The organism is Spirillospora sp. NPDC048911 (genome assembly GCF_043198015.1).
Taxonomy (GTDB): Bacteria; Actinomycetota; Actinomycetes; order Streptosporangiales; family Streptosporangiaceae; genus Spirillospora.
Genome location: NZ_JBICUD010000001.1, coordinates 576,665 through 602,427, shown reverse-complemented (window position 1 = coordinate 602,427; position 25,763 = coordinate 576,665). Strand labels below are relative to the sequence as shown.

The following is a 25,763-nucleotide window of genomic DNA, read 5'->3' as shown; positions in this document are numbered from 1 at the left end:
ACCGGGGAGGGCGGGGACGGTGGTGACCGCGGCGGGCCGGGAAGCTCGACGAACAGGGGGGAAGTGGCCGCACGTCTGTGGATGCGTGGTATTGGCGCACAGGTATCCTGCCGTGAGGCTATTGCCGACCAAACTCCGGAATTGATCTACGTAGGCATGGCCGAGGGGAGAAATTCGGTGGCAAAGAACGAGCACGACGGGCGTTCGCTGGAGGAGCGCCTGGCCTCCCTCGACGCGATGAACAGCGAGGCCACAGGTCCTGCCGCCGCCGTGCCGCCGTCCCCCGCACCCGCGTCCGCGCCCGAGGAGGACGAGGCGACGCCGACGACGGTGGTCAAGCGTTCCGGCACCGCGCCCGCCCCCGCTGAGCCGGCCCAGTCCGACGCCGAACCCGCGCCCGGGCTCGAGACCACGCAGCCGCCACCGCCGCAAGGTGGGCAGGCGCCGCCGTCCGAGGCGGAGCTCAACCCGTGGCTGGCCGCGCCGCCGCCCTTCCAGGGGCCGAACGACCAGGCCCCGGCGCCCGGATCCGAGCCCGGTGCGGTGCCGCCGCCGCCCGGATTCCCGCCCTACGGCGAGTTGCCGGCGCCGCCTCCGTACGGCGCGACTCCTCCGCCGTTCGAGGGCCCGCAGCAGCCGTACGACGGCAGCCCCATGCCGCAGCCCTTCGACGGAGGCATGCTTCCCCCTCCGTACGGTGGCTTCCCCTCGTACGACCCCACGCAGATGCCGCCGTACGAGGGCGGCCAGCCCCCGCGGGCACCGCACCCGCAGCAGCAGCCGTATGAGAACGACAACCAGGCACCCCAGCCTCCTTACGAGGGCAACAGCCACGCCCCCCAGCCTGTGCAGCAGCCTCCGTACGAAGGCGCGCCGCAGCCGCCGTACGAGGGTGGCCCGCAGCCGCCCTATGAAGGAGGTCAGCCGTCGCCGCAACCTCCGTACGACGGTCCGGGGGCGCTGAAGCAGGACGGTTTCAGCCAGCCCGCGCCGCAGCCTGAGCCGCAACCCGGGCCTCTTCCGGCCTATCCGCCGGAGCAGTTCGGCGCGCCCGGTCCTCAGCCGCAGCCGTACCCCTACCCGCCCGCCGACCAGCCTCAGCCGCCGGTCGGCGAGCCCCAGTACGGACCGTCCGGCAATCAGGCGCCAGCACCGGGATATGGCGGTCCGGGCTACCCCGGCACTCCCGAGGGCTATCCGCCTGGCCCGCCGAGCCCGCCCGAGGGATTCGACGGTTACGCGCCTGCTCCACAGGAGGGTTACGCGCCCGGCCCGCCTGAGGGATATGCCCATGGCCCGCAGGAAGGTTACGCCTCCGGCCCTCAGGAGGGCTACGCACCCGGCCCGCCCGAGGGTTACGCGCCTGGTCCGCAGGAGGGCTACGCGCCCAGGCCCCAAGAGGGTTACGCGCCCGGTCCGCAGGAAGGTTACGCGCCTGGCCCGCCCGAGGATTACGCTCCCGGCCCCCAAGAGGGTTATGGGCCGGGTCCGGCTGAGGGGTATGTCCAGGGGCCGCCTCCGCCGCAGGGGCCGCCCGCCGCTTACCCGCCGCCTCCCGGGCAGCCGTACGGCCCGCCGCAGGGGCCTCAGCAGGGGCCACCGCCCGGATACGGGCAGGGCCACCCGCAGCAGCAATATCCCCAGCAGCCGCAGAACCCCGAGAGCCTCAGCTCCGAGAACCTCCTCGGCGAGCGTCGCATCGCGCCGTCGGCGGGCTGGCGTCGGGCGGTCTACAAGGCCACCGCGGGCAACATCCACCCGGGTGAGTCGCAGGCCGAGACGCGCCGCAAGGACCTGATCACGCGGGCCCGCACGAACGTGGCCGGGGGCCATCACCGGGTCGCGGTCATGTCGCTCAAGGGCGGCGTGGGCAAGACCACCACCACGACCGGCCTGGGCTCGATGTTGTCGTCGATGCGCGGTGACCGGGTGATCGCGGTGGACGCCAACCCGGACCGCGGCACCCTGTCGGACAAGGTCAAGCTGGAGACCGCGGCGACGGTCCGTGACCTGCTCAACAACCGCGACAAGATCAGCCGCTACGCCGACGTCCGCGCGTTCACCTCGCAGAACGAGGCGCGCCTCGAGGTGCTCGCCTCCGACCGTGACCCCGCGGTCAGCGAGGCGTTCAGCGCGGAGGACTATTCCGCGGTCGCGGTCGTGCTGGAGCAGTACTACTCCGTCTGCATCACCGACTGCGGCACCGGTCTGCTGCATTCGGCGATGGCCGGTGTGCTCGCGCTGGCCGACCAGCTGGTGCTGGTCAGCTCGCCTTCGGTGGACGGCGCCCGGTCGGCGAGCGCCACCCTCGACTGGCTGGAGGCGCACGACCACGGCCATCTCGTCCGCAACGGCGTGGTCGTGCTGTCCATGGTCCGCAACCGCACGCGCAGCCAGGTGGACCTCGACAAGCTGCAGTCCCACTTCGAGAGCCGCTGCCGCGCGGTCGTCCGGATTCCTTACGACGACCACCTTGAGGAGGGCGCCGAGGTGTCGCTGGAGCAGCTCGCTCCGGCCACCCGCGAGGCCTACCTCACGCTGGCCGCCGTTGTCGGCGACGGTTTCGCCTACCAGCGCCCGACCGAGTGATTTAAGGGCCCTCACCTGAGTATCCGTACTCAGGTGAGGGTCGCCGGGTCACCGGATCATGGGAAGCATGTTCAAACGTCTCTCGCGTGCCGCCGCCGCCCGTTCCACCGGATGGCTCGGGATCATCGTCCCGGCCGCCTACGCCGCGCTCGTGATCGTGGTGACCTTGGTGGTCATCGCCGACCGGGTGTTCGTCGACCATGAGGACGCGAGCCTCATCGGCGTCTGGCTTATCGCGGTGACGTTGCCGTTGTCAGGGGCAGGCCTGCTGGCTCTCGCGGGCCTCGAAGGGATCTTCGGCGAGATGCCCGGGCCGCTCGGCTTCGCGCTCTTCATCGTGGCCACGACCGGCCCCGGCCTCGCGCAGGTCTGGCTGCTCCGACTCGTCACCCGTGGCCGCCTCCGCGAGCCCACCGACCACCACGCGCCCGCGCCGTGACTCCACCCAGCCGCACGGCCCGTCCAGCGGAGTAACCCGCCCTGCGGTGCGGCGCGTCCGGCGTTGCGGTCCGTCTGGCGGCGCGGGCCCTGCCCAGCGGCGCGGCCTCGCGGAGTGGTGTGGCTCGTCTAGTGGCGCGGCCGCGCCCGGCGGTCCGGTCCGCCCGGCGGCGCGCCCCGTCCGGCGGTGTGGCTCGGACGGCGGTGGTGCGGTCCGTCTGGCAGCGCGGCCTGTCCAGTGGCGCGGGCCTGCCCAGCGGTGTGGCTCGTCTAGCGGTGCGGCCTGTCTGGCGGTGCGGCCTGTCCTGTGGTCCGGTCCGTCCTGTGGCGTTACTTCGGGCTGTGTTGCGGGGGCGGGGCGATTTACGAGGCGTTAGGTGGGTGGGCTAGCGTCACCGATCGTGATGGATGGGGTGTACGTGGGGAAGGCCGCCGTCGATGCCGGCGGTGACAGCGGGTGGTTGCTGGGCCATTTCAAGCCCGAGGGCGACATGCGGCACAGCGACGAGGTCGAGATCAAATGGGGTGTGCACCCTCAGGGGGAACGGCGCGCGCGATGGGCCACGGGTGAGAAGCGCACGGCCCTGCTGGTTCTGATCAGCGGCCGTTTCCGGATGGAGTTCCCCGACGGCGACGTTGTTCTGGCGAACCAGGGCGACTACGTAGTCTGGGCTCGCGGCGTTGACCACTCCTGGTGCGCCGAGGAGGAGTCGGTCGTGATGACGGTCCGCTGGCCGTCCATCCCCGGCTACAAGGTCCCCGAGATCTGAGGGGAGTTCGCGGTGACCACGGCGGCGCTCGAGGGCGAGTGGGAGCAGCACAGGTCGGCGGTCTTCGGCGTCGCGTACCGGCTGCTCGGCGGGGTGGCCGACGCCGAGGACGTGGTCCAGGACGTGTGGCTGCGCGCGTCGGCGGCCGATCTCTCCGCCGTCCGGGATCTGCGCGCGTGGCTGGTGACGATCGCCGCGCGCACCTCGTACAACATTCTCAAGTCCGCCCGGGTGCGGCGGGAGAGCTATGTCGGCCCGTGGTTGCCCGAGCCGCTGCTGACCGGGCCCGACGCGGCCGAGTCCGTGCTGGTGGACGAGTCGGTGAGCACCGCGATGCTCATCGTGATGGAGGAGCTGACGCCGCCCGAGCGGGTCGCGTTCGTGCTGCACGACGTCTTCGAGGTCCCGTTCGAGCTGATCGCCGAGGTCGTGGATCGGTCTCCTGCGGCGACCCGCAAGCTCGCCTCGCGGGCGCGGCAGCGGGTGGCGGAGGCCCGGGAGCGCCCGCCGGTGCCGCGGGCCCAGCGCGATCGGGTGCTCGCCGCGTTCCGGGCCGCGACCGAGGCCGGTGACCTGGACGCGCTCATCGGCGTGCTGCATCCCGAGGCCGTCTACATCGCCGATGGCGGCGGCAAGGTCCTCGCGGCCCGCAAGCTCGTGCGCGGCGCCGCCCGCGTCGCGGCCCTGCTCGCCAACGTGGGACGCCGCCGGATCGGCCGGGCGGACGAGGGCGACGTCGGCCGGGTGGAGATCGTCGAGGTGAACGGGGAGCCGGGGCTGGTGAGCTACGACCCCTCCGGCGAGCTCCTGTGGATCGACACGTTCGAGATCGTGGACGGCCGGGTGCTGACGATGTGGCGGCAGTCCAATCCAGAAAAGTTGCGGCACATCGGTCACACCTGACGCCTTCGTCCTGTCTCCCTGGCGAATTCCGAGCAGAGGGAGATGGGAATGTCCCACATCGTTGTCGTCGGGGGCGGTTTCGCCGGGATGTGGAGCGCCGCGGCGGCGGCCGGCGTGCGTGCCGACGCAGCCGCTGCCGCCGGTGAGCCCGCGGCTGCCAGTCCGAGCCTGGGCACGGACGGCGGGCTTCGGATCACGTTGATCGCGCCCAATGAGGATCTCGTGCTGCGCCCGTGGTTGCACCAGGCGGACCCGGATCGGGCGCGGGTCGCCCTCAAGCGCGTCCTGGAGCCGATCGGCGTCGAGCAGCTGCGCGCGGCCGTCACAGAGATCGACGCGGAACGGCGGCTGGTGACGCTCGACGACGGCCGGACGGTCGGCTACGACCGGCTGATCCTGGCGACGGGCAGCCGCCTTGTCCGCCCCGATTTCCCTGGCGCGGACCGGGTGTTCGATGTCGACACCCTGGCGGCGGCCGACCGGCTCGACGCCCATCTGCGTGCGCGAACGCCGTTCCGGGCGGTCGTGGTGGGCGCGGGTTTCACCGGCTTGGAGGTGGCGACCGAGCTCGCCGAACGCGGCGAGGTGGTGCTGGTCGATCTCAGTGAGGTCGTCGGTTCCGAGCTCGGGCCGGGCCCGCGCCCGCACATCGAGGCGGCGCTGGACGAGCTCGGCGTCGAGCGGCGGCTCGGCGTCACCGTGACCGAGGTCGGTGACGGATACGCGCGGCTCTCCGACGGCACCCGGGTGGACGCGGACGCCGTGGTGTGGACGGCCGGGATGCGGGCCGACTCGCTGACAGCGCAGGTCGGCGGCGCCCGGGACGGCCTGGGACGGCTGGAGGTGGACGCGGAGCTGCGCGTGTCCGGCGAGATCTTCGCCGCGGGGGACACCGCGGCGGCGCGTGTGGAGTCCGGCCAGGTGGCGGTCCAGAGCTGCCAGTACGCGATCCCCCTCGGCAAGACGGCCGGTCACAACGCGGCCGCCGACCTTCTCGGGCTGCCGCTCAAGGAGTTCGCCCCGTCTCCGTACGTCACGTGCCTCGACCTCGGAGCGGCCGGTGCGGTCTACACGCAGGGTCGGGACCGAGAAGTCCAGGTCGCGGGCGCCGAGGGAAAGGAGATCAAGAAGCTGATCCTGGAGGTGATCCGGCCGCCGCTGGACGACGCGGAGGCGATCTTCGCGGCCGCCGCCCAGGTGAGGACGCGGTAGCCCCGGACGGCCGACGGCCCTGGGCGTCACCTCATATGAGGTCGATGCCAGTCGCGTACGACCGCTATCGTGGTCTCCGGCCAGGAGGGTTCGCATAGTGGACTAGTGCAGTCGCCTTGAAAGCGACCACGGCTGGGGACAGTCGTCGTGGGTTCGAATCCCACACTCTCCGCAGGGCAGCGCGCCCCCGGCAGGCTCCGTGCCCGCCGGGGGCGTTCCGCGTTTCGGCTGGTAGCGTCGATGGACGTGGGGGAAATCGGGGGATCGACTCACGTGACCTTCCCGGCCGGGGCCGTGTCAGGGCACTCCACGGTGCTCGTGGTGGTGCCGCTGGACGGCGGCGGCTTCGGCGTGGTGACGGAGCAGACACCGTTCCACCCGCTCGATCACTCCTGGCCCGACCAGCCCGGCGACACCGGCCTCATCCAGGTGGACGACATCGAGCAGCGGGTCGTCGACTGCGTAACCGGCGGAATGCCTGCCGGGAGCGACAGGATGTCTGCCGGGGGCGAGGGAGTGCCCGCCGGGGATTATGGCGAACTGCTGCTTGGGGCCGATATTCCGGCTCGGCGGGGGGACCCGGCGTGGCACTGGCTGGTCGTTCATGTGGTCGAACGGGGGGTGCCGGTCCCGTCCGAGGTCGAGTTGATCGTGAACGCCGAACGGCGGCGGGCCTTCTCGGCGGGGCACACGGCCTGCCACCTGACGGCGCTGGCTTTGAACGCGGCGCTGGCCCCGCGCTGGTGCCTGGCTCCGTCCCGGATCGACGGCCTCGGGCACCCCGACTTCGACGCGCTGGCGATCGCGACGTCGCGGATCGTCCCCCACGGCAGCCGGGACGTCTACCGGATCGGCACGCCGCTGCGGGAGAAGGGGTTCACGGCCGGCGGCCTGGCGGGCGCGCTGCCCGAGATCACCGCTGAGGTGAACGGCCTGCTGGCCGAATGGATCGCCGCGGACGTTCCCGTCCGGATCGAGGTGCCGTCGCCGGAGCTGACCGCACGCCGGACATGGCATTGCGAGCTTCCCGGCGGAACGGCCGAGATCCCCTGCGCGGGAACGCATCTGAGCCGGGTGGGAAACCTGTCGTCGATCACCGCGGCACTCGAACCGTCGTCCGGAGGAGACGAGCTCGTGGTGGAAACGAAGGTCGTCGAGATGGAGCGATCGGGTTATCCAGCATGAAAATCGCCTAAATCATCCGTTACCCTCTGGGCCATGTCTCAGAATCCGCAAGATCCAGCCGGCACGACGCAGCAGTTCCAGCGCTTTCAGCAGCAGAGTCAGACCGAGAAGTCCGGCCCCAACATCGGCATGATCATCGGCGTCGTCGCCGTGGTGGCCATCGTCGCCGTCCTCGTGGTGGCCCTGCTCGCCCTCGGATGAGGGCAGGTCACCGCCCGGAGCGCACCGCCAGCCCGCCGCCCGCGTTCACGCGGGACCCCGTCGGCGGGGCGGCTCAGCGTCCGCTGCTGGAGAAGTGCTGGTAATCCTTCGTACCACTCCATTCGCCGCCCCAGCCCCAGTCGATCGCCGCGAAAGCCCGCACGACCTTGTCTCCCTTGTGGACGACCCCGGGATCGCGGTTGCCGCGGTTCTTGTATTTCACGCAGTCCTTGTGCGCGACCTCGCCGCTCGCCGTGACGTAGGGGTTCTCGCAGGGATTGATGTCGATCGCCAGGCCGTACGCGTGTTGTGACCAGTTGCCCGATCCGGTCGCGTTCCGGCAGTTGAACGCCGAGGTGTTGTCGGCCTCGATCGAGTCGAAGTCGCTGCCCTTGTAGACGTCCACCGGCTCCATGCGCCGGATCGGGTAGCGCTTGTCGAACAACGTCCGGAAGACTCCGACCAGGTCCTTGGCGGCCTTGGCGTTGACGACCAGCTTTCCGCCCTCGTGCGGCTTGCCGTCCATGCCCCAGTACGTCATCTCGATCATCCGCAGGCCGGACGGGCTCACCGGGCAGCCCTTGCGCCAGGAGTGCTTCAGATCCCCGGCCGTGACGGTCTTGATCTCGGAGCGGAATCGTTGCGAGGTCTCACTCGGCGAGGGTGCCGCGGGCGTGGCCGAGGTGGCGGATGGGGCGCCGGTGGCGGTGGGAGGCGTCGCGGAGGCGGACGAGCCGGATCCGGAGTCGGAGCCGTTGCCGCACCCCGTCGTCGCGGCCGTCACGGAAATGAATGCGGTCATGAACGCTACGGAGTGCAACAGCCGTCTGCCTGCCATTTCAGCAGGATCGCACGTCGGGCCGTCTTCGTGTTGGACCTTGGATTCGCTACGGTGCGTCTATGGGCATGTCCGTCGAAAAGGGACGGGGAGCGGACGTGCCACGCCGTTTGGCTGATCCCCCACCGGGCATCGTCCCGGCGTCCCCGGCCGAGGGAGTCGGCATGGCGGAGCCTGAAAACCTCCCGAGTCTCGAAGACGAGATCTTCTCGGTGGCCTCCAGGGTCGAGAGCGCGCAGGACTTGTCGCCGCGTATCCGACTGCCCCGGGACAAAGTTCCCCAGGTGCCCGGCGGCCGCTTCCTGGTCTTCGTCGGGGCCGGCTTCGGCACGTTCACGTTCGTCGACGCCATCATGATGTGGGCCCCGCTCATGATGGCGCGCCGCCCGAGCCTGTTGCCGCAGATGGTGACGCTGCTCCTGCTGGCCTTCGGCCTGGGCAGCCTGCTGATCTGGAAGGTCGGCGGCTCGTGGCGCCCCTTCGGGATCGGCATGATGCTCGCCTGGATCTTCCTGACCCTGGTCTCCGTCGGCTTCCTCACCGGTCTCCCCCTGGCCGGCTGAGGCCGGAGGCGCGGCTAGCCGGCTTCGCCGATGCGCTTGTTGACGGCGGTGAACGCGCGTCCGATGCTGGCCAGATCGGACGGGTCGATGATGTCGATGAAGAAGTCCCGGACCGTCTCGACGTGGTCGCGCGCCGCGCGGTCGAGGGCGTCGAAGCCCTCGTCGGTCAGGTGCGCGTAGACGCCGCGTTTGTCGTTGGGGCAGCCGCCGCGGAAGACGAGCCCCTTGGACTCCAGCCGGCTGCAGGTGTGGGACAGGCGGCTGCGTGACTGGCTCGCGTGTTCGGCCAGTTCAGCCATGCGCAGACGGCGTTCGGGGGCCTCGGACAGCCGTACCAGGATCTCGTACTCCGACACCGACAGACCATGCTTGGCCTTGAGGTCACGGTCGAGGAGTTCGGTGAGCCGGACGCTGCCGTCCACGAACGCCCGCCAGTCGCGCTGTTGGTCGGCATCGAGCCAGCGTGGTTCGCTCATGTCCGGCAGTATAGGGCACCTGTTGAAGATTCAACTAATTCTGCTACCGTGGGATCTACCAGGCATGGAGCGGCATCCCGGGCATCCGGAATAGTTTATCTTTCAACTACGTTCCCCCTGGCACACAGATCGGTCGGTCCCCTGAGGAGGAGACGAGATGCCTGCCGTGATGGCGGATCCGCTGACACTGCCACGCCTGCCGCGCCTGCCCGAGGAGACGACCGGCTGGCGCCGCGTCGCCAAGGTCGTCACCGCCCAGCGCCACCTCGAGGGCGAGGGATTCCAGGTGCGGCGCCCGTTCCCGAGCGTCGACCTGTCGCTCGCCGACCCGTTCCTGCTCCTCGACCAGATGGGCGAGGTCGAGTACGCGCCCGGCGAGGCCAAGGGCACGCCCTGGCACCCGCACCGCGGGTTCGAGACCGTGACGTACATGATCGACGGCACCTTCGCCCACCAGGACACCACCGGTGGCGGCGGTGTGATCACCGACGGCGCCACGCAGTGGATGACCGCCGGTGCCGGGATCCAGCACATCGAGCAGCCGCCACCCGAGCTGGTCACCAAGGGCGGGCTCTTCCACGGCGTGCAGCTCTGGGTGAACCTGCCGCGCGCCCAGAAGTGGGTCAAGCCGCGCTATCAGGACATCGAGGCGCGCGATGTGAAGCTGCTGGCCGCCGAGGACGGCGCCTCGCTCGTCCGCGTGATCGCCGGTTCGGTGGCGGGCTACCAGGGGCCGGGTTCGACGTACACGCCGATTACGTACCTGCACGCCACCATCGCTCCCGGCGCACAGCTCACGCTGCCCTGGCCGAGGGAGTTCAACGCGATGGCCTACTCCCTGTCTGGCCGCGGCACGGCCGGCGTGGAAGAGGTCGCCGTCGGCGACGGGCAGCTCGCCGTCTTCGGTGGCTCGCACCACAAGGGCGAGACCGACGGCCTGGTGCTGCGCGCGGCCGAGAGCCAGCCGCTCGCGAGCAAGAACGGCTGGGAGGTCCTCATCCTGGGCGGCCTGCCGATCCGGGAGCCGATTGCCCGGTACGGGCCGTTCGTGATGAACACCCGCGAGGAGATCGTCCAGGCGTTCGAGGACTTCCAGGCGGGACGGATGGGGACGATCCCGGCGGAGAGGGTCCCGCACCTCTCCACGGCGGACGAGTCGCTGGCCTGACGACCGTCCTTCGGCGAATCGGTGGTGCGTGAGGCTCCGTCCACCGGTTCGCCCAGCTCCAGGCCCACGCGCGGCCGAGTCTCGGGCACCCGCCGGTCCAGCCCGAGCGTGACCGTCATGTCCAGACCGTGCGCGACGTCGTGGATGAGGGCGGTATGTCAGGAGAGGTGATGGCGGGGCGTCTTTCTCTTCGAACGTATTGGCGAGAACCGCGTGACCGGAGTGATGCCGTGCGCTAGTGTGTTCGAATAGTCGAACAGAGATTCGACTTGTTCGTTCGAGCGCGCTCGCCCATGAGCCCAAGCGAAGCTTCTTCCTTGCCGGGCGGCGGGCCCGGGGTCGTGGGGAGGCGGCATGGTGGCGACGGTTTCCGCAGGCCGTCCGGTGGCCGGGGGCGGCCATGGCGACCTCGAAACGCGCGGTGCGCCCGCGTCCGCCCGGTGCGGGCCGGGACGCCCGAGCGCGACACGCCGCATGAGTTTCTACGCAAATCTACGGCCACAGCTATATCGCCTCATAGAGTCCGAGACCGTGGACCCCGTGCGCAATCCCTATGCCCCAGGCGCCGGGCAGCGTCCCCCCGAGCTGGCCGGCCGCGACCGCGAACTCCAGCAGTTCGAGGTGGTACTCGAACGGGTGGCCCGCGGCCGTCCGGAGCGCAGCATGATCATCACGGGGCTGCGCGGGGTCGGCAAGACCGTGCTGCTCAACGCGTTCCGCTCGATGGCGATCCAGCGGCTGTGGGGCACCGGCAAGATCGAGGCGCGTCCGGACCAGTCGATCCGGCGCCCGGTCGCGTCCGCGCTCCACATGGCCATCCGCGAGCTGGCCCCCCGGCATCGCGCCCCCGACCGGATCGAGGAGTTCCTCGGCGTCCTCAAGGCGTTCGCCCAGGCGGGCGAGGAGCCGGCCGGCAAGGGCAAGGCGCGGGTGCACCGCTGGCAGCCCGGCATCGACGTGCCCGCCGCGCGCGGCCGGGCCGACTCCGGCGATCTGGAGATCGACCTCACCGAGCTGTTCGTGGACGCCGCGTCCGTCGCCACCGATGTCGGCGTCGGCATCTCGTTGTTCGTGGACGAGATGCAGGACATCCCCGCCGACGACGTCTCCGCGCTCTGCGCCGCCTGCCACGAGCTGTCGCAGAACGGCGGGCCGCTGATCGTCGTGGGCGCCGGGCTGCCGCACCTGCCGGCCGTGCTGTCGGCGAGCAAGTCTTATTCGGAGCGGCTCTTCCGCTACGCCCGCATCGACCGGCTCGATCGCGAGTCCGCCGACTTCGCGCTGCTGGCCCCGGCGCAGCGCGAGGACGTCACGTTCACCGAGGAGGCCCTGGACGCGCTCTACGGGGCGGCCGACGGTTATCCCTATTTCGTCCAGGCCTACGCCAAGGTCGTCTGGGACGTCGCCCCCGACACCCCGATCACCGCCGACGACATCAAGGTCGCGGCGCCCGAGGCGGAGAGCGAGCTGGCGGTCGGGTTCTTCGGCAGCCGCTACGACCGCGCGACTCCGGCCGAACGCGACTACATGCGGGCGATGGCGACCCTCGGCGACGAGCCGGTGCCCACGTCCGCGGTCGCCGACGAGCTGGGCCGCAAGCCCTCCAGCCTGTCGCCTGCCCGCGACGGCCTCATCAAGAAGGGCCTGATCTACAGCGCCGAGCGTGGCCTTGTCGCGTTCACCGTCCCGCACTTCGGCAAGTTCCTGAGGGCCCAGCCCGCCTGAGCCCAGTTCACCCAGTCCCCACTCGTCCTCGACCGCCACTACCCGGATATACCGCTCTCTAGCGTCAGCGCTAGAGGCTCATATAAGGCTGCATCGAAGCGGCTTGTCACAGAAATCTACGGTTCTCTAGCGCTGTCACTAGAGACTCGTAGATTCGGCAAGCGTTGGTTCTCTCTTATTCTCTAGGGCTCTATGAGGCTGGAGCTAGAGAAGGCAATAGAGCTTCAGAGAGTGCCTCAACGTGACGCTGGCCACACGCGGACACTGCCGGAATCGGACAAACAGGCGATCTTCCGGCTTGCTTGAAACATCCTCGGAGAGCCGTCGCGCACGATCTCCCTGGAGGTCTCATGGTCAGGAACCTCTCGTTCGCCGCCGGCGCCGTGACCGTGGCACTCCTCGCCACCGCATGTGGTTCCAAGGGGGAGTCGGGGGGCTCTTCCGGGGACACGCTGGTGCTCGGCGCCCCCTACTCCAACACCGGCGCGCTCGCCCGGGAGGGCCAGCTGACCAAGCAGGGCTACGACCTCTGCAAGGAGACGATCAACGCCAAGGGCGGCGTGCCGGTCGGCGGCCGCAAGCTCAAGATCGACATCCGGTACTCCGACGACACGTCCAAGGCCGACGTGGCCGCCCGCATCGTCGACCGCCTCAACGACGACGGCGTCAAGCTCGTCCTCGGCCCGTACGGCTCGGCGAGCACGGCGGCCGCCGCACCCGTGGTCGAACGCAACAAGCAGGTCATGGCGGACGCGGCCGGCGCCGACGACAAGATCTTCCAGCAGGGCTACAAACGTTCGTTCGCCGTGCTCTCCCCCGCCACCGAGTACGCGGCGTCGATGGTCAAGGCGATCGACGAGCTCGCCGTCCCCAAGCCGAAGACCATCGCGTTCCTGTCCGCCGACGATGGCTTCTCCAAGACGGTGGCCGAGGGCGGCGTCGCCGAGGCCCGCACGCGCGGCTACACCGTCTTCCCCACCGAGTACTTCCCCGCCCAGGCGACGGACGTCAGCGCCGTGCTCACCAAGATCAAGGGCAAGAAGCCCGACGTCATCGTCGGCTCGGTGCACCTGGTCGAGGGCATCGCGATCATCAAGCAGGCCAACGAGCTCGGCGTGAAGCCCAAGATGTTCGCCGAGTCGGTCGCGCCGCCCACGCCCGACTTCCGCAACACGCTGCGCGGCCTGGCGAACGGCGTGATCGGCTCCAGCCAGTGGACCGCCGAGGTCAAGGGCTCCGAACCGTTCTTCGGCACCGCCAAGGACTACGCGGCGGCGATCCAGACCAAGTACGGGCATCCCGCGCAGTACCACAACGCCGAGGCGACGGCGGCCTGCCTGGCCCTCGCGACGGCGGCGCAGAAGGCCGGTTCCACCGAGCCCGACAAGGTCCGCGACGCGATGGCGGCGCTCGACACCGCGTCGTTCTTCGGCCGGATCAAGTTCGACGCGACGGGCCAGAACAAGTTCAAGCCCATGTCGGTGATCCAGGTGCAGGCGGGCAAGGTCGTGACCGTGTGGCCCAAGGACGCAGCGGCCGCGAAGCTCAGCTGGCCCGGCCGGTGAGTTCGTTCCTGCAGGCCACCCTGAACGGGCTGCTCCAGGGCGGCCTGTTCGCCCTGATCGCGGTCGGCTTCTCGCTCGTGTGGGGCGTCGTGAACGTGATCAACCTGGCCCACGGCGCGTTCGTGGTGCTCGGTGCGTACATCGCCCTGGGGCTGTCGAACGCGCTCGGCCTCGACCCGTTCGTCGGCATGTTCGGCTCCGCCGCCTGCCTCTTCGTGCTCGGGTACGCGATCCAGCGCGGGCTGATCAACCTCGTCGTGAACGCGCCCATCTTCATCACGCTCCTGCTCACGTTCGGGCTGGAACTCGTGCTCGTCCAGGGCATGAACATCGCCTTCACCGGAGACTTCCGGTCCATCCCCACCTCGTACGCCTCGCGCGGCATCGGGCTGCCTGGCAGCGTGCAGGTGCCTCTCGGCCGCCTTCTCACGTTCGCCGTCGCGGTGGTCGTGGCGATCCTCCTGGTCGCCTTCATGAACCGCACCCGCACCGGCCTGGCGATCATGGCCACCGGCATGGACCGCGGCGCCGCGCGGCTGATGGGCATCAAGGCCCGGCACGTCTACGCGCTCACGTTCGGCCTCGCCGCCGCGCTGGCGGGCGGGGCGGGCGCGATGGCAGGCACGATCGGCACCTTCCACCCCGCCGACGCCGGCCGCTTCACACTGTTCAGCTTCGTGATCGCGGTGCTCGGCGGGCTCGGCAACATGTACGGCGCGCTGGCGGGCGGGCTCGTCCTGGGGCTGGCCGAGTCGTGGGCGGGCCAGTATCTGTCCGGCACGTGGGCCAACGCGGTCGCCTTCGCCGTCCTCGTCCTGGTCCTGGCGACCCGCCCCTCCGGGCTCCTCGGCAGGGCGTTCTATGAGGCCAGGCAGGAGGTGTGATGGCCCGGGTGGCGCCTTGGGGCGCGGGCGGAGTAGCTGTGCTTGGGTGCGTTTTCCTGCAGACGCAGCTTTATACGGGGCAGGTACGGGTCGTCACTGCGGTGTTCATGTTCATCGTCCTGGCGCAGTCATGGAACCTCATCGGCGGCTTCACCGGGTACGCCTCGTTCGGCCAGGTCGTCTTCTTTGGGCTTGGCGGTTATACGACCGCGGTGCTGATGTCCCATGCCAAGTGGTCGTTCTGGCCCTCGATGGTGGTCGCGGGGCTCGTCGCGGCCGGTTTCGGGGCGCTCATCGGGTTGCCCTTGCTGCGGCTAAGGGGGCACTACTTCGCCATCGCGACGTTGGGCGTGGCAGAGGGAATGCGTGAGCTGGTCATCAATGCGCCCGACCTCACCGGCGGCGGCGCGGGCATCACCATTCCGACGTTCGGTGCAGACGTCCCGACGCCCTACCCAGGGGTGGACGGGTTCTACGTCATCTTCCTTGTGCTGGCCACGGTGACCGTGGTTGTCGCGGCGCTGGTCACGCGCGGCCGGTTCGGGATGGCGATGCGGGCGATCCACCAGGATGAGGAGGCGGCGGCCTCGATGGGGATCAACACCACCCGGACCAAGGTCGCCGCGTTCGCGCTCTCGGGGCTCTTCGCCGGGCTGGCCGGGTCGGCCTACACGTTCCAGCTGGTCACGGTCTATCCGGACCGGATGTTCGACGTGGAGATCACCGTCCTCATGGTGATCATGGTGGTGATCGGCGGTGCGGGAACCATCCTCGGGCCGCTGCTGGGCGCGGTGGGCCTGCAGTTCCTGTCGGAGTGGCTGCGGCAGTCCTTCACCGAGTACCACACGTTCATCCTCGGCACGATCATCATCCTCGTCGTCGTCCTCATGCCAGAAGGAGTGGTGACGTACGCACGGGACGCCTGGCGCACCCGCGACTTCTCCCCGCTGGCCAACGTCCGGAGGTACCGGCTATGACCCCGCCCATGCTGGAGGTGCGCGGGCTCACCCGGCGGTTCGGCGGCCTGGCGGCGCTGTCGGAGGTGAACGTGAGCGTGCCCGCCGGACGCACGCTCGGCGTCATCGGGCCGAACGGCTCCGGCAAGAGCACGTTCATCAACGTCGTCACCGGCCACCTGAAACCGTCGGCCGGGACCGTGGTCATCGGCGGCCGTGATCTCACCGGCGCCCGGCCGTGGACCGTCGCCAAGGCGGGCGTCGGGCGGACCTTCCAGGTGGTGAAGCCGTTCCGCGGCATGTCCGTCCGCGAGAACGTGTCGGTCGCCGCCACGTACGGAGCGCGCGGCCGGACCGCCGCCGGGGCCGCGAAGCTCACCGCCGACGTGCTCGAACGCGTCGGGCTCGCCGGCCAGGCAGAACGGGCGCCGGCCGAGCTCTCGGTCGCCGATGCCCGCCGGCTGGAGCTCGCCAAGGCGCTTGCCCTCGAACCCCGGCTGCTGTTCTTGGACGAGGTGCTCGCCGGGCTGCGTCCCGTCGAGATCGACCCCGCCCTGGCCCTCATCCGCGAACTGGCCGCCGAGGGCGTGACGGTCGTGGTCGTCGAGCATGTCGTACGCGCGATCGTCGAGGTCAGTGACGAGGTGCTCGTCCTGCACGAAGGCAAGGTCCTGACATCGGGGCCGCCCGATCGTGTCATGGCCGACCCGCAGGTGATCGAGGCCTACCTGGGTCATCGCTACGCGCGGCGCGGGGGCGAGGGCTGATGTTGGAGGTGCGGGGCCTCACGGCCGGCTACGGCCGTGTCCTGGTGGTGTGGGACGTCGACCTGAACGTGGGCGAACGTGAGATCGTCGCGCTGATCGGGCCCAACGGGGCGGGCAAGACGACATTGCTGCGGGCCTTGTCAGGTGTGATTCCGCTGGCATCCGGCTCGGCCGTGCTGGCGGACCGGCCGTTGGGCGGACGGTCGATCGAGGCGATCGCGGGCCTGGGGATCGCCCACGTGCCAGAGGGGCGGCGGCTCTTCCCGGGGCTCACCGTCCGGCAGAACCTCCTCCTCGGCGGCTGGCGTCACCGCAAGGGGGGCGCGACCGAGATCGGCCGCGTCCTGGAGCTGTTCCCGCAGCTCGCGTCGCGGCTGAACCAGGTCGCGGGCAGCATGTCCGGCGGCGAGCAGCAGATGTGCGCGATCGCCCGCGGTCTCATGAGCCGGCCCCGGCTCATGATGATCGACGAGCTGTCGCTCGGGCTCGCGCCGATCGTCGTGGACGAGATCGTCGCGCGGCTGCCCGCCATCGCCGCCGACGGCACCGCGGTGCTGCTGGTCGAGCAGGACGTCGACACCGCCCTGTCACTGGCGTCGCGTGCGTACGTCCTGGAGACCGGACGGATCGCGCTGGACGGCCCGGCCGCCGACCTGCTGGCCGACAGCCGGGTCCAGGAGAGCTACCTCGGCATCACCCCGCCGCCGCGGGCGTGACGCCGGCGGCCGACACCGCGGGCGCACCGCCCGCGACCGGCGTCTCGCCCACGGCGGAAGCCATGCCCGCCGCGGGAGGCGAGATGGCGGAGCGCACGGCCCTGTCGCGGGCGGCCGTGGAGACCGCGAACACGACCTCCACGTCCTGCCCGTCCACCCGCGCGAGGAAGACCAGGAATCGCCAGCAGCCCTCGCGCCAGACGTCCAGCGGCGCCGCGCTGGACACCGACTCCTCGTACCGCAGCCACTCGGCGCTGTCGTAGAGCGTCGCGTACGTCTCCGCGAGCGGGCTGCGGCGCCGCTCGCACGGCTCCGGGGACTTACGCAACCCGTGCCGTTCCAACAAAACGGACAGCTCGGGCGACAGTGCGGCGAACAGCGCCAGCTCCAAAGCAAGGATCAGCACGACCTGGGCCTGGCCGCTGCGCAGCACGTCCACTCCCGCGTGCGGCGCACCGAACGCGGCCACCGCGGCCGCGGTGAACAACACCGCGCGGATGACGCTGCGGCGCCCCACACGCTTGGCGCTCAGCCCGCCGAAACAACCACATCCCGCGTCCGGACGGCGGACGCGCAGCTCCCCGACCACCCACGTGGCCGCGGCGAACGTCACCGTCGTGGCGAGCCGCACGGAGAAATGCGAGCTCACCAGCAGGCCCAACCCGAGGACGCCCTCGGTGAGGCCGAGGCCGACGTTCACGGGCCTGCTCTGGCGCAGCGCCGTCGCCCGCCCGAGACCCGCGGGCACCGGAACGCCGTGCACATGCTCGGGCGCCGCCCCCACCGGCTCGCGGATCATCAACTTGGCCAGGCACGCCGCCAGGAGCACCGCGGCAAGAAGGAGAACCTGCGTGTTCTGGACGACGGTGACCACCGATCAACCCCCCATGCCCGGGCGCACGACCGCGTTGAAACATCCGGCCTCCAGGTCGCCGCCCAGGCTGACGAACGCGGCCGGCGTCAGCTCGACCACCCGTCCGCGCGGCGACGTGCCGCACTCCACGCACCGGTCGCAGTAGAGCGCCGCCGCGCACCCGCACTCGATGACCGGGACGGCCGCCGTACGCCCCGTGCACTCGCTGAGGACCGACAAGCCGCTGCCCAACGACAGATAGGGGAGAGCGACACAACCGGCAGGCGCCCCAGGACACCCGCCCGAATCCCCCTCAGAGTCCACCGCCGGATAAGCCGCCCCCACCACCCCGTAAGCGCCCCAACCCCCGCCAAACCCGCCACGACCCCCGCCGTAAGCGCCACCTGCCCCATACGCGCCGCTGCCTGCCCCATACGCGCGTCTACCAGCGCCGTACGCGCCACTACCCCCGCCATGCCAGTCGCTGCCCGCGCTGCCTGCGCCGTATGCGCAACTGTCCGCGCCGTATACGCCACTGCCTGCCCCATACGCGCCGCTGCCCCCGCCGTACGCGCCTCTACCAGCGGCGTGTGCGCTGCTGCCTGCGCCGTGCGCGCCGCTATGCGCGCCGCTGCCTCCGCCACATGCGGCCCTGCACGCGCTGCTGGCTTTGGTGTGCGCGCCGCCGAACCAGGTGGCGGTGCCGCGGATCGGGTCGGGGACGCGGGCGCCCGGTTCCGGGGCAGCCAGGTCGTCGGCGCGGTAGCCGGGCTGGGAGGTGCCCGGACGGACCCCGTGCTGGCCGTCGGCCGAACGGACGCAGATGACGTCGATGAGATAGCCGGGTTCGAGCCGGGGGTGGCGGACGAGGACGCGTCCGAGGGCGTGCGGGGGGAGCACCACATGGGCACGTCCGCGGTGAGGGCCCATGTCCACCTCCACGGTGTCCCGCCCGCACGCCAAGATGACGCCGCTCACCCTGCCGATGTCCACCCAGACGCGGTCGGCGCGCAGGCCGTCGGCGGCCGGTCGTACGATCGCCTCGCGGCCGGGCCGGAGGGCGGCGAAGGTCCCCCGGCCGCCGTGCCAGACGGCGGTGGCGTCGGTCATCGGCAGCCGTACCTCGCCGCCGGCCGTGTGCAGCACCAGGAGGTGCGGGCTGGCGTCGAGGATCGTCCCGGAGACGGGACGGATCGGGGCATGGCTCGCGTCAGCGGGAGCGGCGCGCCGGGTCGACGGCACCCCGAGCACGGCCTCCTGCTGGCGGAGGCGCCTGGCTCCAAGCGGCATGGCGGAACTCCGGCATCGAATCTTGACTCGTGGCCACGGCTGTTAGGGCAGTGAGTCAAGAGTCACGCGCGGTGACACCGCTGTCGACGGATTTATCCGATAAGTCATCCAGCGGGTTGAGATTTACGCACCGCGTTGGTGCATTCATCTCCTGGTTGACCCGAATATGCCTTTTTTGTTGGCCCGGAATTACGATCTCCGTGCCATCGTCGAGAGCGTCAGGATCTCGGGTCCGCAAGATCACAACATCGGCGGCCCGACGCGATCCCCGCCAACCCCTGGCTCGGTGGTGACTTGAACAAGACGCGGCACGAGGAGTTCCGTGAGTATGTCGCGGCTCGGGGCCCGGCGCTGCTGCGCCACGCGACGCAGCTGACCAGCGATCGCGCCGAGGCCGAGGACCTCCTCCAGGCCGCGCTCGCCAAGACCTTTCTCGCCTGGGAGCGCATCAGCGACCGCGCCGCCGTGGACGGTTACGTGCGGCGGGCCATGGCCAACACGCAGATCTCCTGGTGGCGGCGGCGCAAACTGGAGATCTATCCGACGGACGAGCTGCCCGACCAGCCCGTCGACGACCACACGCGGCGCAGTGAACTGCGCGACGCCCTGGGCCGCGCGCTCGATCGACTTCCGGCCCGGCAACGGCTCGCTGTCATGCTCCGCTATTACGAGGACATGCCCGAGTCGGAAATCGCAGAAGTGCTCGGGGTGAGCGTCGGCACAGTCAAGAGCACTGTTTCGAGGGCGATGGCCAAGCTCCGCGACGATGCCGGTCTGGGCACCGACTTCCCCGACGTCCCCCCGCAGCGCCCCTGATCTCGCCGGCGGCGGGCCCGCGAAAAGAGGGGCCACAAGTGCTGACAATTCGGGGCGATTGCGGCAAGAATCCCATTCTGGAATCCGCAGAGCTGCTGCTGGAGGCGCGCCGTGTGGAGCACGATGCAGGACTTCCCGCTGACCATCACCTCGATCATGCGCTACGGCACCGAGGTGTTCGGCGCGAGCGAGATCGCCACCTGGACCGGGGACGGCACCCGGCGCCGCACGTACGCCGAGGTCGGTGAACGCGCCGCCCGGCTGGCGGGAGCACTGCGATCCCTGGGCATCGACGGGGACCAGCGCGTCGCCACGTTCATGTGGAACAACACCGAGCACCTTGAGGCCTACCTCGCCATCCCCTCGATGGGCGCCGTGCTCCACACGCTCAACCTGCGGCTCTTCCCCGACCAGCTCGTCTACATCGCCAACCACGCCGAGGACGAGGTCGTCCTCCTCGACGGCACGCTGATCCCGCTCATCGCCCCGATGCTGCCGCAGTTGAAGACCGTCAAGCACGTCATCGTCGTCGGTCCCGGCGACACCGCCCCGCTCGCGGACGCGGGCAAGGAGCTCCACTCGTACGAGGACCTGCTCGCCGCCGCGCCCGCCTCGTTCGACTGGCCGGAGATCCGCGAACGCCAGGCCGCCGCCATGTGCTACACCAGCGGCACCACGGGCAACCCGAAGGGCGTCGTCTACTCCCACCGGTCCGCCTACCTGCACTCGATGGCGATCTGCGCCGGCAACGCGATCGGGCTGACCGCCGCCGACCGGGTGCTGCCGGTCGTGCCGATGTTCCACGCGAACGCCTGGGGCCTCCCGTACGCCGCGGTGATGGCCGGCGCCGATCTCGTCATGCCGGACCGGTTCCTGCAGGGCGAACCCCTCGTCCGCCTCATCGAGACCGAGCGGCCGACGGTCGCCGGCGCGGTGCCGACCATCTGGGCCGACGTCCTGCGCCACACGCGCGAGCACGGCTCGGACCTCAGCTCGCTGCGCCTGGTGCCCTGCGGGGGCTCCGCGGTGCCCGAGGCGCTGATGCGCGGCTTCGACGAGATCGGCGTCCAGATCGTGCAGGCGTGGGGCATGACCGAGACGTCGCCGGTGGCGACCGTCGCCCACGCGCCGGTCGGTGCCGAGGGCGAGGAGATGTGGCGGCGCAGGGTCACCCAGGGCCGGCTGCTGGCCGGGCTGGAGATGCGCATCGTCGGCGACGACGACACCGTGCTGCCGAACGACGGCGAGGCGGTCGGCGAGGTCGAGATCCGCGGGCCCTGGATCACCGGTGCGTACTACCTGGACGAGGACCCGGCCAAGTTCCACGACGGCTGGCTGCGGACCGGCGACGTCGGGACGATCTCACCCGACGGCTATCTCGTCCTCACCGACCGGGCCAAGGACGTCATCAAGTCGGGCGGTGAGTGGATCTCCTCGGTCGAGCTGGAGAACCACCTCATGGCCCACCCCGACATCATCGAGGCCGCCGTCGTCGGCGTCCCGGACGACCGCTGGCAGGAGCGGCCGCTCGCCTCGGTCGTCGTCCGCGAGGGCGCGACGGTGACCGCCGACCAGCTCAAGGAGTTCATGTCAGACCGGATCGCCAAGTGGCAACTGCCCGAACGCTGGACGTTCATCGCGGAGGTCCCGAAGACCTCTGTAGGAAAGTTCGACAAGAAGGTCTTGCGCCGGCGGTACGCGGACGGCGAGCTCGACGTGACCCGCGTGGACTGAGGGTTCGCGCGCGTGGACTCGGCGGCGGGAGACTTTTTCGGCGTGCGGTTGACCCATTGCCGTGCCGGAGTTGACTGATCACGTTGGGCATCGGCATCATCACATTTCGTCTTCGTCATGTCGTATTCCGTCATTGGCCACTGAAACAACGCGGGCAACACAGTGCTCACCACCTAGTCACCCTTCGTCGCCATTTCAGGGGATCATGTGGTGCACATGGGGCAAGTGGGTGTATGCAAGGTGGGCCGATTGTCCAGATAGCCCGTGACGGGGCAGACTCGCCCGTCAGTGCCGGGAGCTGAAATGCCGAGGTGGTCCTCCTTCGACGTCGCCGCCGACCGCACGCTGGTCCAGCGACTGAACGAAGGTGACGAGGGTGCGCTGGGCGCGCTGTACGACGCGTACGCAGAGCGTCTCTATGACTACTGCCTGACCATGACCGGCGAGCACAAGACCGCCGCCGACATCGTTCACGACACGTTCATCGACGCTTTTCGCCGGGCGCCGCGAATGCGCGATCAACTGCGCCTGCGACCCTGGTTGTACGCGGCGGCCCGGCGGCGTTGCCTGCAGCGTGGCCGGGCCCGGGGATTGACCTGGGAGAAGGACGGCGAATTTCCTGAGACGTCCCATCTCGAACTGCGCGAGTTGCTTGAGGCCTCACTGGCGCGTCTGGGCTTTTCCGACCAGGAGGCGCTGCTGCTCGCCATGCGGCACGGTTTGCGTTCGATCGAGCTCGGTGCCGCGCTGGGGTTGTCCCCCCGGCGCGCCACCGCCCGGCTGGCCCGTGCTCAGGCGCGGCTCCAGACCGCGGTCGAGGCGGAGCTCCTCGTCCTCGAACGTCGCTGCGCCCACGGCGAGCAGCCGATCCGCGCGCACGGCGAGCCGGCCAGCGCCCGCGAGCCGGTCGATGCCCGCGAGCTGACTGGAGCCCGTGAGCTGGCCGACGCCGAAGCGGAGCTCGAAGAGCACGCCGAGGCCCTCGAATCCCCGTCGGAAGAAGACGCGGCCGAGAGCGATGCGCCGTCCGGGGTAGAAGTGGTCCTGGCCGCGGCGCACCCTCAGGTGCGCCCGCAGGCCCGTCGCGCGCTCCCTGGAACGCTACGCCGGACGATCCGCCCGCGCGCCATGGTCCGGTTGGACGATTCCCCTGCAAGCCGCGTGGTCGAAGCTGAGCCGCTGGCGCGCACCGGCGAGGCGTCGTCGCGACGGCCCGCCGCCGACTGCCCGAGCTGCCTGGAGCGCGGCGAGCAGGCCCCGGTCGCGCTGCTCGTGATGGCGCCCGCTCCGGTACTGCCCGCGGCGTTGCGCCATCGCGTCATCCACACCGGCTCCGACCCGGAACTCGCCGGCTACCGCACCGACATCGTCGCCCGCGGCGGAACGCTGACGCCGGACGGGCTGCCCAGCCAGCCGGACGTGCCGTCGCCGGTGACCCGCCGCTGGCTGTTCGCCGGGGGAGGGATGGCGGGGGCGCTGGCCACCGCCCTGATCGCCGCGGTGCTGATGGGCCCGGGCAAGTCGATCATCCACTGGTCGCCGTTGGAGATGCGCCCGCAACCCGGGCTCACCGAGCAGCGGCCGCCCTCGGGAGGCGTGGCGCAGGGGCAACAGCCCGGGCAGGGTCAGGGTCCCGGCGACGGACGGGGCGGCGGAGGCGGATCGTCCGATTCGCCGCAGCTCGGCGGCCAGCGCAAGACCGTGCCCTCGCCCACCCCGCATGATCCCGGGACGCCGCCGCCGTCCCCGTCGCCGCCCGTCCAGCCGAAGATCCCCGGCCAGCTGACGGCCGCGCCCGGCAAGGTCGAGCTCTACGGCACCAAGACCGCCCGGGTGGTGCTGACCGCCCACCGCGGCCCGGTCACCTGGAGCTCGGCGACCTCCTCCGGACAAGTCACCGTCATTCCCTCCCAGGGCAGCCTCCCCAAGGGGAGCACGACCGAGCTGACCATCAAGCTGAGCACCGGCCTGGTCAACCTGCCCGGCCAGAGCACGCTCACCTTCACCGACACCGAGGGCCGCCGCCAGGAGGTCACCGTGGTCTGGGGCATCTCCCTGCTCTGACCGGGCTCCGGCCAGCGGCCGCCCGGAGCGCCTGACCGGAGCGGCCGCCCGGAGCGCCCGCCGGGTCAGCCTTCGGCGGCGGAGGGGTGGTTCTCGGCGGTCAGGTGGTCCCGGATGAGTTCGAGCTGGGTGCCGAGGGCGGCCTGGACGCGGGTCTCCATGGCACGGGCGATGAACGGGTCGACGACCATCTTGACCAGGGGGCGCATCCGGCGGACGACCGCGGCGATCTCGGAGACCTCGTCGGTGGTCGGGTTCGCCTCGTCGTGCAGGGGCGTGAAGACGTGGTCGTACACCAGGTTCACGAAGCGGCCCGCGATGACGTCGCAGTCGTCGCGGATCTGGGCGGCGATCTCCAGGACCGAGTCGATGGGGATCCCGGCCGCGACGAGCTCGGCGCCGACGTGCAGGAGCCGCGGGCTCGGGACGCGGTAGTGGTCGCCCTCGGGCTCGATCAGGCCGAGCTCGACGGTGCGCTGGAGCGTGCGCTCGACGGTCTCGTCGTCCGCCCCCGGGGTGAAGGTCGCGACCAGTTCCTCGACCCGGGCGGTGCCGGGGATCTCGTCCGACCAGGGGTCGGTGAGGACCTTCTCCAGCCCGAGGACCTCGCCCACGTCCTTGCCGGTCTCCCACGCCGAGATGAGGTCCTTGATGATCGCGAACGTGTAGCCCCGGCCGAGCAGCTTGCCGATGAGCCGCAGCCGCGCCAGGTGGGAGTCGTCGTAGATCCCGACCCGGCCTTCGAGCCGGGGCGGTGGCAGCAGCCCGCGGTCCTGGTATGCCCGGATGTTGCGCACCGTGCTGCCCGCCGTGTGCGCCAGCTCGTCGATTCGGTACTCGGCCATGCCCCCGCCCGCGGACTCGTCCACCTTGACCGGCACGATCTTACGCGCCACGATTGTGACATCAATCAATGTCACATAGAAGGCGGTTCCATGGCGGATCCCAGGCTCCCCGCGGATCTCGAGGTCACCCTGCTCGGCGGGCCCCTCCGGTACACGCGCGGGCAGGTCGAGGAGCTTTCCGGGATCGATGACGACCATGCCCGCCGCATCTGGCAGGCCCTGGGCTTCCCCACTCCCCCTGACGAAGAGATCGCTTTCACCGATGGCGACGTCGACTCGCTGCGCGAGATCAAGGAACTGCTCGACCACGACCTCGTCGACGAGGACCTGGTGCTGCAGCTTTCGCGGGCGGTCGGCCAGACCATGGGACGCCTGGCGAGCTGGCTGGGCGACGTCTGGCTGCGGCGCCTCAGCGAGCAGCTCCCCGCGGACGAGCCGATCACCCCGGACGCCGTCGTCGCCGCCCTCGCCGCCACCGAGGAACTGCGCGCCCCGTTCGAACGCCTCATGCTGCACGGCTGGCGCCGCCAGCTCACCGCGGCGGGCCTGCGCGCCGCCGCGAGCACCGCGGCCGCGAGCGCCGACCCGGTCGCCGGCGTCGCGCACCTCGCCGTGGGCTTCGCCGACGTCGTCTCGTTCACGCGCATGAGCAGGCGCATGGACGGTGACGCGCTCGCCGCGTTCGTGGAACGTTTCGAGTCGGTCGCCAGCGAGATCGTCGCCGAACTCGGCGGACGCATGGTCAAGACGCTGGGCGACGAGGTTCTCTTCACCGCCTCCGACGCCGTCGCCGCGGCCGAGATCGGCCTCCGGATCGCCGAACGTTGCGAGGAAGACCCCGACTTTCCGCGTGTACGAGTCGGACTGGCGTACGGCGAGGTGCTCCCGCGTCTCGGCGACGTCTTCGGGACGCCCGTCAACCTGGCGGCTCGTCTGACCGCCACCGCATACCCGGGCTCCGTCCTCATCGACGGTGCCCTCGCCGCCGAACTGGACGCTTCCGAAGTGGACGCCTCCGGCGCGTTCGACATCACTCCTCTGCGCCCGCGTCCGCTCCAAGGCCTGGGTCGCGTCCGGCCCCGCCTGCTTGCCAGGGCGTCCAGCGAGCAGTCGCCACGTCGCGGCAACTCGCGCGACCCGCGCTCACGCCGCGCCAACACCGTCCGCTCACGAAACCTCCCCCCGACCCACTGATCCATTTGGAA

Annotated in this window: 24 protein-coding genes and 1 tRNA gene; 20 read left to right on the top strand and 5 right to left on the bottom strand. The window is 70.5% G+C overall.

Annotation, left to right across the window (positions count from 1 at the left end; genetic code table 11):
• Window positions 1-177: 177 nt before the first annotated feature.
• The 8 genes from ACGFNU_RS02845 to ACGFNU_RS02810 all read left to right on the top strand — a co-directional run bounded on the left by ACGFNU_RS02845 (window position 178) and on the right by ACGFNU_RS02810 (window position 7,298).
• Complete coding sequence (locus ACGFNU_RS02845) at window positions 178-2,589, top strand: AAA family ATPase (protein ID WP_392589578.1); 2,412 nt, start codon at window positions 178-180, stop codon at window positions 2,587-2,589.
• A gap of 67 nt (window positions 2,590-2,656) precedes the next feature.
• On the top strand, window positions 2,657-3,028 hold the full coding sequence (locus ACGFNU_RS02840) for an SCO4225 family membrane protein (protein WP_392589576.1): 372 nt from the start codon (window positions 2,657-2,659) through the stop codon (window positions 3,026-3,028).
• A gap of 403 nt (window positions 3,029-3,431) precedes the next feature.
• Window positions 3,432-3,797: a signal peptidase I gene (locus ACGFNU_RS02835; RefSeq protein ID WP_392590978.1), complete on the top strand. Its 366-nt coding sequence runs from the start codon at window positions 3,432-3,434 to the stop codon at window positions 3,795-3,797.
• Window positions 3,798-3,809: 12 nt separating this feature from the next.
• Window positions 3,810-4,700, top strand: a complete 891-nt coding sequence (gene sigJ / locus ACGFNU_RS02830; RefSeq protein ID WP_392589574.1) for an RNA polymerase sigma factor SigJ — start codon at window positions 3,810-3,812, stop codon at window positions 4,698-4,700.
• A 48-nt stretch (window positions 4,701-4,748) separates the two neighbouring features.
• Window positions 4,749-5,912 (top strand): NAD(P)/FAD-dependent oxidoreductase, encoded by a 1,164-nt coding sequence (locus tag ACGFNU_RS02825; RefSeq protein ID WP_392589573.1) that lies wholly within the window; start codon window positions 4,749-4,751, stop codon window positions 5,910-5,912.
• A gap of 83 nt (window positions 5,913-5,995) precedes the next feature.
• Window positions 5,996-6,084 (top strand) — tRNA-Ser (locus tag ACGFNU_RS02820).
• 101 nt (window positions 6,085-6,185) lie between these two features.
• Window positions 6,186-7,097, top strand: a complete 912-nt coding sequence (locus tag ACGFNU_RS02815) for a metal-dependent hydrolase (RefSeq protein WP_392589571.1) — start codon at window positions 6,186-6,188, stop codon at window positions 7,095-7,097.
• Between the two features lie 33 nt (window positions 7,098-7,130).
• Window positions 7,131-7,298 carry a hypothetical protein gene (locus ACGFNU_RS02810; RefSeq protein WP_392589570.1) on the top strand — a complete coding sequence of 56 codons (168 nt, stop codon included), beginning with the start codon at window positions 7,131-7,133 and terminating at the stop codon, window positions 7,296-7,298.
• Between the two features lie 73 nt (window positions 7,299-7,371).
• Here ACGFNU_RS02810 and ACGFNU_RS02805 read toward each other — a convergent pair whose 3' ends face one another.
• The gene (locus tag ACGFNU_RS02805) at window positions 7,372-8,100 is read right to left on the bottom strand and encodes a M15 family metallopeptidase (protein ID WP_392589568.1); all 729 of its coding nucleotides are present in this window, start codon (window positions 8,098-8,100) and stop codon (window positions 7,372-7,374) included.
• A 200-nt stretch (window positions 8,101-8,300) separates the two neighbouring features.
• On the opposite strand from ACGFNU_RS02805, the gene ACGFNU_RS02800 reads away from it, so the two are divergent.
• Window positions 8,301-8,699 carry a hypothetical protein gene (locus tag ACGFNU_RS02800; RefSeq protein WP_392589566.1) on the top strand — a complete coding sequence of 133 codons (399 nt, stop codon included), beginning with the start codon at window positions 8,301-8,303 and terminating at the stop codon, window positions 8,697-8,699.
• A gap of 14 nt (window positions 8,700-8,713) precedes the next feature.
• Here the strand turns inward: ACGFNU_RS02800 and ACGFNU_RS02795 are convergent, their stop codons facing one another.
• Window positions 8,714-9,175, bottom strand: coding sequence for a MarR family winged helix-turn-helix transcriptional regulator (locus ACGFNU_RS02795; protein ID WP_392589564.1), 462 nt, complete (start codon window positions 9,173-9,175; stop codon window positions 8,714-8,716).
• Window positions 9,176-9,332: 157 nt separating this feature from the next.
• Between ACGFNU_RS02795 and ACGFNU_RS02790 the strand changes: the two genes are divergently transcribed.
• The 7 genes from ACGFNU_RS02790 (at window position 9,333) to ACGFNU_RS02760 (ending at window position 16,956) form a co-directional block, all read left to right on the top strand.
• The gene (locus tag ACGFNU_RS02790) at window positions 9,333-10,343 is read left to right on the top strand and encodes a pirin family protein (protein WP_392589562.1); all 1,011 of its coding nucleotides are present in this window, start codon (window positions 9,333-9,335) and stop codon (window positions 10,341-10,343) included.
• Window positions 10,344-10,874: 531 nt separating this feature from the next.
• Window positions 10,875-12,068, top strand: coding sequence for an ATP-binding protein (locus tag ACGFNU_RS02785; RefSeq protein WP_392589560.1), 1,194 nt, complete (start codon window positions 10,875-10,877; stop codon window positions 12,066-12,068).
• Between the two features lie 350 nt (window positions 12,069-12,418).
• Entirely contained in the window at window positions 12,419-13,633 is a 1,215-nt protein-coding gene (locus tag ACGFNU_RS02780; RefSeq protein ID WP_392589558.1) for an amino acid ABC transporter substrate-binding protein, read from the top strand.
• Entirely contained in the window at window positions 13,630-14,517 is an 888-nt protein-coding gene (locus ACGFNU_RS02775; protein WP_392589556.1) for a branched-chain amino acid ABC transporter permease, read from the top strand. The genes ACGFNU_RS02780 and ACGFNU_RS02775 overlap by 4 nt, the downstream gene beginning before the upstream one ends.
• 38 nt (window positions 14,518-14,555) lie before the next feature.
• Window positions 14,556-15,494, top strand: a complete 939-nt coding sequence (locus ACGFNU_RS02770; protein WP_392589554.1) for a branched-chain amino acid ABC transporter permease — start codon at window positions 14,556-14,558, stop codon at window positions 15,492-15,494.
• Window positions 15,491-16,240, top strand: coding sequence for an ABC transporter ATP-binding protein (locus ACGFNU_RS02765; protein ID WP_392589552.1), 750 nt, complete (start codon window positions 15,491-15,493; stop codon window positions 16,238-16,240). Before ACGFNU_RS02770 ends, ACGFNU_RS02765 begins: the two co-directional genes overlap by 4 nt.
• Window positions 16,240-16,956, top strand: coding sequence for an ABC transporter ATP-binding protein (locus ACGFNU_RS02760; RefSeq protein WP_392589550.1), 717 nt, complete (start codon window positions 16,240-16,242; stop codon window positions 16,954-16,956). The genes ACGFNU_RS02765 and ACGFNU_RS02760 overlap by 1 nt, the downstream gene beginning before the upstream one ends.
• Here ACGFNU_RS02760 and ACGFNU_RS02755 read toward each other — a convergent pair.
• Complete coding sequence (locus ACGFNU_RS02755) at window positions 16,934-17,830, bottom strand: MauE/DoxX family redox-associated membrane protein (RefSeq protein ID WP_392589548.1); 897 nt, start codon at window positions 17,828-17,830, stop codon at window positions 16,934-16,936. The two genes, ACGFNU_RS02760 and ACGFNU_RS02755, sit on opposite strands and share 23 nt — an antisense overlap.
• Before the next feature lie 3 nt (window positions 17,831-17,833).
• Complete coding sequence (locus ACGFNU_RS02750; RefSeq protein ID WP_392589546.1) at window positions 17,834-19,099, bottom strand: hypothetical protein; 1,266 nt, start codon at window positions 19,097-19,099, stop codon at window positions 17,834-17,836.
• A gap of 294 nt (window positions 19,100-19,393) precedes the next feature.
• Here ACGFNU_RS02750 and ACGFNU_RS02745 point away from each other — a divergent pair, with 294 nt between their 5' ends.
• The 3 genes from ACGFNU_RS02745 to ACGFNU_RS02735 all read left to right on the top strand — a co-directional run bounded on the left by ACGFNU_RS02745 (window position 19,394) and on the right by ACGFNU_RS02735 (window position 23,713).
• Window positions 19,394-19,915: a SigE family RNA polymerase sigma factor gene (locus ACGFNU_RS02745; protein ID WP_392589545.1), complete on the top strand. Its 522-nt coding sequence runs from the start codon at window positions 19,394-19,396 to the stop codon at window positions 19,913-19,915.
• Window positions 19,916-20,026: 111 nt separating this feature from the next.
• Window positions 20,027-21,649 carry a long-chain fatty acid--CoA ligase gene (locus tag ACGFNU_RS02740; protein ID WP_392589543.1) on the top strand — a complete coding sequence of 541 codons (1,623 nt, stop codon included), beginning with the start codon at window positions 20,027-20,029 and terminating at the stop codon, window positions 21,647-21,649.
• 303 nt (window positions 21,650-21,952) lie between these two features.
• Entirely contained in the window at window positions 21,953-23,713 is a 1,761-nt protein-coding gene (locus ACGFNU_RS02735) for an RNA polymerase sigma factor (RefSeq protein ID WP_392589541.1), read from the top strand.
• A gap of 65 nt (window positions 23,714-23,778) precedes the next feature.
• On the opposite strand, the gene ACGFNU_RS02730 is transcribed toward ACGFNU_RS02735, so the two are convergent.
• Window positions 23,779-24,609, bottom strand: coding sequence for a MerR family transcriptional regulator (locus ACGFNU_RS02730; protein ID WP_392589539.1), 831 nt, complete (start codon window positions 24,607-24,609; stop codon window positions 23,779-23,781).
• 39 nt (window positions 24,610-24,648) lie between these two features.
• Here ACGFNU_RS02730 and ACGFNU_RS02725 point away from each other — a divergent pair, with 39 nt between their 5' ends.
• Window positions 24,649-25,752, top strand: coding sequence for an adenylate/guanylate cyclase domain-containing protein (locus ACGFNU_RS02725; protein WP_392589537.1), 1,104 nt, complete (start codon window positions 24,649-24,651; stop codon window positions 25,750-25,752).
• The last annotated feature ends 11 nt before the right edge of the window (window positions 25,753-25,763 follow it).